Below are 6,303 nucleotides of genomic sequence, written 5' to 3'. Positions count from 1 at the left end.
CCCGCCCGCCGCGGTCGCCGGGGGTGGGGGTTGGGGCCGGGCCGGGGGGCGCCCGGGGGGGGGGGGGGGGGGGGCCCCCCCCCCCACGGCCGGGTCAGCCGAGTTGCTGCCAGTCGCTGATAGCGCCGCCGGAGGTGGTCTGCGCCGCACCGGAAACACCACCGGCCGAGTTCGTCACGTACACCGCGAGCAGGCCGTTCGAGGCGAGCAGGGCGTCCGCGTCGCTCGCCACGCCACCGCTGCCACCGATCGTGAACCACCCGCCGAACGCCGCACCCGGCGCGCTCTGACCGGCGGCGAGGATCGTGCCGTTGACGCCGCGCACGTAGAGGCCGATCGTGCCGTTGCCGAACTGGACGACGTCGGGCCGGCCCACGAAGCCGCTGCCGCTGAGTTGCTGCCAGTCACCGATGGAGCCGCCCGGTGTGGTCTGCTCGGCGCCCGAGACACCACCCGCCGAGTTCGTCACGTACACCGCGACCAGGCCCGAGGACGTCACCACGGCCGTCGGGTCGCTCGCGACGCCCCCGCTGCCGCCGATCGTGAACCACCCGCCGAACGCGGCGCCCGGCGCGCTCTGACCCGTCGCCACCACGGTCCCCGCCGTCGTCCGGGCGTAGAGGCCGAGCGTCCCGTTGCCGAACACCACAGCGGCCGGCTTCCCGACCAGACCGCTGCCGCCCAACATCACCCAGTCGCCGATCGCACCACCCGGCACCGTCTGCGCCGCACCCGAAACACCACCGGACCCGTTCGCCACGTACACCGCGACCAGACCCGACGGGGTCACCACGGCCGTCGGGTCGCTCGCGACCCCGCCGCTGCCGCCGATCGTGAACCACCCGCCGAACGCGGCACCCGGAGCGCTCTGCCCCGTCGCCATCACCCGACCGTCCACGGTCCGGACGTAAAGACCGATCGTCCCGTTGCCGAACAGCAGAGCAGCCGGCTTGCCCACGAACCCACCACCGGTCGTCAGACGCTCCCACGGACCGAACGCCGCACCCACCGAAGCCTGGCTCGTGCCCCACACATTTCCGTCCGACCGCACCGAGTACAGCGCCAACGCGCCGTTCCCGGTCACCAGCGGGGTCGGCGAGGAGGGGATGGCCGCGTAGGTGGCGGCCTCGTTGAGCAGCGTCCGCGCCGTGCTCTCCGCCGCGTCGTACCGATCCGGGCAGCACGACCGCTGGACGCTGTCGGCGAGCCGCCCGGCCGTCAGCCCGGGGTTGCGCCGGTCGCTGTCGATCGCCCTGGTGAAGAAGGTGTTGGCGGCGTACTCGACGTTGAGGATCTGCTCGGCCGTGCCCCAGCCCATGCTGGGCCGCTGCTGGAAGACGCCGAGGGAGTCCAGGTCGCCGCAGTTGAGGTTGTTCATGTGCGACTCGACCCACCCGGCCTCGAAGCCGGCGAGCATGACCTTGTCGTTCACCCCGAGGCGCTTGCCGACCGAGTAGACCGTCTTCGTGACGTTCAGGTCGCGACCCGGAAGTGGCATGGGGCATTCGGACTCCGCCGCCGTCCCGACCGGGTTCACCACCACGATCGCCCCCATTGCCGCAGCGGCCAGAATCGTGGCCCGGGCGTGCTTGATGAGCGTTTTCATGCGATTGTTCCCCTTGTCCGCGTCAACGCTCAGCCGAGCTGCTGCCAGTCGCTGATGGAACCGCCGGAGGTGGTCTGCGCCGCACCCGAAACACCACCGGCCGAATTCGTCACGTAAACCGCGAGCAGGCCGTTCGAGGCGAGCAGAGCCGTCGGATCACTCGCCACACCGCCGCTGCCGCCGATCGTGAACCACCCACCGAACGCGGCACCCGGCGCGCTCTGACCCGTCGCCACCACGGTCCCCGCCGTCGTCCGGGCATAGAGACCGATCGTCCCGTTGCCGAACACCACCGCCGCCGGCCTGCCGACCAGGCCGCTGCCGCCCAACATCACCCAGTCGCCGATGGCACCGCCCGGCACGGTCTGCGCCGCGCCCGAAACACCACCCGAACCATTCGTCACGTACACCGCGACCAGGCCCGACGGGGTCAGCACGGCCGTCGGATCACCCGCCACACCACCACTGCCACCGATCGTGAACCACCCACCGAACGCGGCACCCGGCGCACTCTGACCCGTCGCCATCACCCGACCATCCGCGGTCCGGACGTAAAGACCGATCGTCCCGTTGCCGAACACCACCGCCGCCGGCTTCCCGACCACGCCGCTGCCGCCCAACATCACCCAGTCGCCGATGGCACCGCCCGGCACGGTCTGCGCCGCGCCCGAAACACCACCCGAACCATTCGCCACATAGACCGCGACCAGGCCCGACGGGGTCAGCACAGCCGTCGGATCACCCGCCACACCACCACTGCCACCGATCGTGAACCACCCACCGAACGCGGCACCCGGCGCACTCTGACCCGTCGCCATCACCCGACCGTCCGCGGTCCGGACGTAAAGACCGATCGTCCCGTTGCCGAACAGCAGGGCAGCGGGCTTGCCCACGAACCCACCACCGGTGGTCAAGCGCTCCCACGGACCGAACGCCGCCCCCACCGAAGCCTGGCTCGTGCCCCACACGTTCCCGTCCGACCGCACCGAGTACAGCGCCAACGCGCCGTTCCCGGTCACCAGCGGGGTGGGCTGGCCGGCGCCGGCCTCGTCCTCCACGATCCGGTGGTAGCGGTAGGGCAGGTAGCCGGCGCCGCCGTTGAAGTAGGGGTACGGGATCGTCCGCCGCACGGTGTAACCGGGGCTGCCGGCCTGCTCGATGCCCAGGTACGAGGTGCGGGCGGCGTCCGCCCAGCGCTCGAAGAGCACCACGTGCCCCGCCGCGCCGGCGGTGCCCGGTCCGCCCTTCATCACGATGTCACCGGGCTTGAGGTCGTCCTTCGCGATCTGGCTGCTGTAGTCGACCAGCGTCACCGTCGACTCGCTGCGGGACATCTTCCACGCCATCGACACGAAGCCGGAGCAGTCGGTTCTGTAGCCGCCCTCGTACGCCGCCATGTCGTACGGGACCGGGCCGCCGTTTCTGGCTGTCAACCAGGAATGGGCCCGGGTGATCACCTCGGTGCGGGTGATCGGCGCGTCGACGGCGGCGATGCTCAGGTTCACGGTCACCTCGCCCTGCGGGTTGACCGCGTCCTTCGCCGGTGACGCCGACGCGCCGGTGGCACCCAACGCGGAAACGAGCAGCACGCTCATCGCCGCACCGATACTGGCCAGGAACTTCACCTTCACGATTTCCTCCTCGGACTTGCTTGCCGAGAAGCTTCGCGAAGCGTGCTCAAAGGAACCTGAAAACGTCTTTTCAGGATGTTTGAAGGTGTTCCACCGGGGGTACGGCCTGCCGACGTGGCTCGTGCGCCTCGCGGCTGCCGTGCTCGCTGAAGATCGCCAGCGCCTCCGCCCACGCCGCGTCGGCCTCGTCGGGTTGGTCGAGCGCTTCGCGCGCCGCCGCCAGGTCGCGCAACGTCCGCGCCCGCCAGACCGGCAGGCCGAACGAGTCCCACCAGTGCAGCGAGCGCTCCAGGTAGCTCTTCGCCATCTGGGGACGGCCCGCGGCCAGTTCTAGCTCGCCGAGCGTGCGCAGCACCAGCGCCTGGCCGAAGCCGTCCTGCATCTCGACGCAGACGCTCAAGCACTCCAACAACTTCGCCCGTGCGACCGTGCCCGTGCCCTGCCGGATGCGTGCCTTGATCAGCGCCTGGGTGGCGTAGGCCCACATCAGGCGGTCGCCCAGCCCGTGCAGCAGCTCCACCGCGCCGGCGCAGCACTCGGCCGCCTCCGCCCAGCGCCCCGCGGCGCGGTGCACGATGCCGACCGAGCGCAGCGCGATCGCCTCGCCGCGGCGGTCGCCGATCTCGCGGTACACCGCCAGCGTCCGCTCGCACGCGGCAAGACCGGCTTCGAGATCGCCCTGTTCGGTCAGCACCCGGCCCAGCCCGTGCGTCGCCTGTGCCACGAGCGCGGGCTCGCGCAGCACCGACAGCGCCGCTTCCAACGACCTCCGCGCCGTCCCGAGCTCGCCCCGCTCGCGCTGCACGGTGCTCAGCGCCAGCAAGGTCGTCGCCTCGCCCTGCTCGTCGCCGCCGCGCCGGTACCCGTCGAGCGCCTCGCGGTAGTAGGACTCGGCCTCGTCGAAGCGGTCCTGCTCGTAGCGCAGCCAGCCCAGCCCCGACAGCAGTCGCGCCTCGGCCGCGCGATCGCCCACCCGGCGTGCCGCCGCCAACGCCGCCGAGTGGGTGCGCCACCACTGCCCGAAGAGGTTGCGCACCGAGAAGCGCGACGCGCACAGGGCGGCGGCGAGCCTGCTGGCGACGTCGGTGAGGTCGAGTTCGCTGACCCGTTCGACCACGCTGACCAGCCCCGCCTGCTCGGCGTCGAACCACACTTCCGGATCGGCCACGACGTCCGCCGCGTCCGGGTCGAAGTAGCGCGGGTCGAGGACGATCGGCACACCGTCGAAGGTGGCGTGCGGCATGAGGCTGCCGGCCAGTTCGACCAGGCTCAGCCACGCACGGGCGGCACGCGTGCACACCGCCCTGATCTCGGCGGGCGTTTCCTCCGCCTCACCGCGTTCCCGGGCGAACGCCCTGGTCAGCTCGTGCATCCGGTAGCGCAGCGTCGCGCCGTCGTCGGTGGAGTCCAGGTCGAGCAGCTGCGAGTCGACCAGGCGCTCGACCACCTCCTCCGCCTCCTGCGGGCCGCAGTCGAGCAACGGCGCCACCAGCCAGCCGCCGAACGCGGAGACGTCCAGCAGCCCGAGCCTGCGCAGGGCGGTGCGCTCCCGGTCGGCCAGCCCGTCGTAGCTCAGGGCCAGGCTGCCGCGCACCTCGAGGTCGCCGAGCGTCAGCTCCTGCAGGACGCGCCGCTGCACGCCGAGGCGTTCGACCAGGCGGGCCAGGCGCCAGTGGGGCCGGGCGGCCAGTCGGGCGCCGGCGATGCGCAGCGCCAGCGGCAGCCTGCCGCAGAGGCGGACGATCTCCTCGGCCGACTCCGGCTCGGCGGCCACCCGGTCATCGCCCACCACGCGGTCGAGCAGTTCCAGCGCTTCGGCCTCCGGGAACACGCTCAGGTCCAGTTGCACGGCGCCGCTCAAGGCGCTCAGGCGCTCGCGGCTGGTCACCAGGACCGCGCACGTCCCGCCGCCGGGCAGCAGCGGGCGGATCTGGCGTTCGTCGCGGGCGTCGTCCAGCACGATCAGCACCCGGCGATCGGCCACGAGGGTGCGGTAGAGCTGGGCGCGCTCCTCGGGGTCGGCCGGGATCGCGGCGTCCGCCACGTTCAGCGCGCGCAGGAACCCGGCCAGCACCTCGACCGGGTCGGCGGGCACGGTCTGGACGCCGCGCAGGTTGGCGTAGAGCTGGCCGTCGCCGAAGTGCTCGCGCACCGCGTGCGCGACGTGCGCGGCCAGCGTCGACTTGCCCGCGCCCGGTTGGCCGGAGATCGCGCACAGCCGCACCGCCGACGTGCCGGTGGTCAACCGGGCGACCAGGCGGTCGTGCTCGGCCGACCGCCCGGTGAAGTCGGCGATGTCGAACGGCAACTGGCTCGGGGTCGGCGACTTGCGCGCCTCGACGGGCGGCGCGTCGGGCTCGCCGCGCAGCACGCGCTCGTGCGTGGCCCGCAGCGCCGCGCCCGGTTCCACGCCGAGCTCGTCCAGCAGGACCCGCCTGCCCTCCTGGTAGCACGCCAGCGCGTCCGCCTGCCTGCCCGCTTGGTGCAGCGCGAGCATCAGCTGGCTGCGCAGCCGTTCGCGCAGGGGGTTCTCGGCGACGGCCGCGCTCAGCTCGGGGACCAGCGACTCGCCGCGGCCGATGGCCAGGTCCGCGTCGAAGCGGTCCTCCAGCGCGCCGAGCTTCAGCTCCTCCAGCCGGGCGCGCTCACCCTCGGCCCACGTGCCCTGCGTGCCGCCCAACGGCGTGCCGCGCCAGGCGCTCAGGGCCTCGGCGAAGCAGGTCGCGGCCTCCTCCAGGTCACCCTCGGCCAGCGCTCGACGACCCTCGTCCACCTCCGCGGTGAACACGTGCAGGTCGACCTGGTCGAGGTCGACGGCCAGCCGGTACCCGCCGCCGGACCGGGACAGCACGTCGCCCAGCGCCCGGCGCAACGTGGACACGTAGGTGTAGACGGCGGAACGCGACTGGTCCGGCGGCTGGTCGCCCCACATCGCGTCGACCAGCTGCTCCAGCGACACCACCCGGCCCGCGTGCACGGCCAGCAGCGCGAGGAGCGTCTTCGGCTTCGGTCCCCCGACCGACACCGAGCTGCCCCCGACATGAGCCTCGACCGGTCCCAAAAGCC

At 72.6% G+C, this 6,303-nt stretch carries 3 protein-coding genes; all 3 read right to left on the bottom strand.

Features of this window, described 5'->3' with window-relative positions; translation table 11 throughout:
• Positions 1-94: 94 nt before the first annotated feature.
• The 3 genes from AB0I91_RS37185 to AB0I91_RS37175 all read right to left on the bottom strand — a co-directional run bounded on the left by AB0I91_RS37185 (position 95) and on the right by AB0I91_RS37175 (position 6,262).
• Positions 95-1,498, bottom strand: a complete 1,404-nt coding sequence (locus AB0I91_RS37185) for a DUF8189 domain-containing protein (RefSeq protein ID WP_499617983.1) — start codon at positions 1,496-1,498, stop codon at positions 95-97.
• A 137-nt stretch (positions 1,499-1,635) separates the two neighbouring features.
• Positions 1,636-3,237, bottom strand: a complete 1,602-nt coding sequence (locus AB0I91_RS37180) for a DUF8189 domain-containing protein (RefSeq protein ID WP_499641042.1) — start codon at positions 3,235-3,237, stop codon at positions 1,636-1,638.
• A gap of 70 nt (positions 3,238-3,307) precedes the next feature.
• Positions 3,308-6,262 carry an AfsR/SARP family transcriptional regulator gene (locus AB0I91_RS37175; protein ID WP_499617981.1) on the bottom strand — a complete coding sequence of 985 codons (2,955 nt, stop codon included), beginning with the start codon at positions 6,260-6,262 and terminating at the stop codon, positions 3,308-3,310.
• Positions 6,263-6,303 lie beyond the last annotated feature (41 nt).

It is taken from the genome of Actinosynnema sp. NPDC049800, assembly GCF_040656635.1.
GTDB lineage: Bacteria > Actinomycetota > Actinomycetes > Mycobacteriales > Pseudonocardiaceae > Actinosynnema.
Note: the sequence above shows the minus strand (reverse complement) of the source record. Positions and strands in the feature narration are given on the sequence as shown.

Bases quoted from the DNA above. Each gene is read 5' to 3' on its own strand.
- AB0I91_RS37185 (WP_499617983.1), bottom strand. From the start codon at position 1,498: ATGCCACTTCCGGGTCGCGACCTGAACGTCACGAAGACGGTCTACTCG.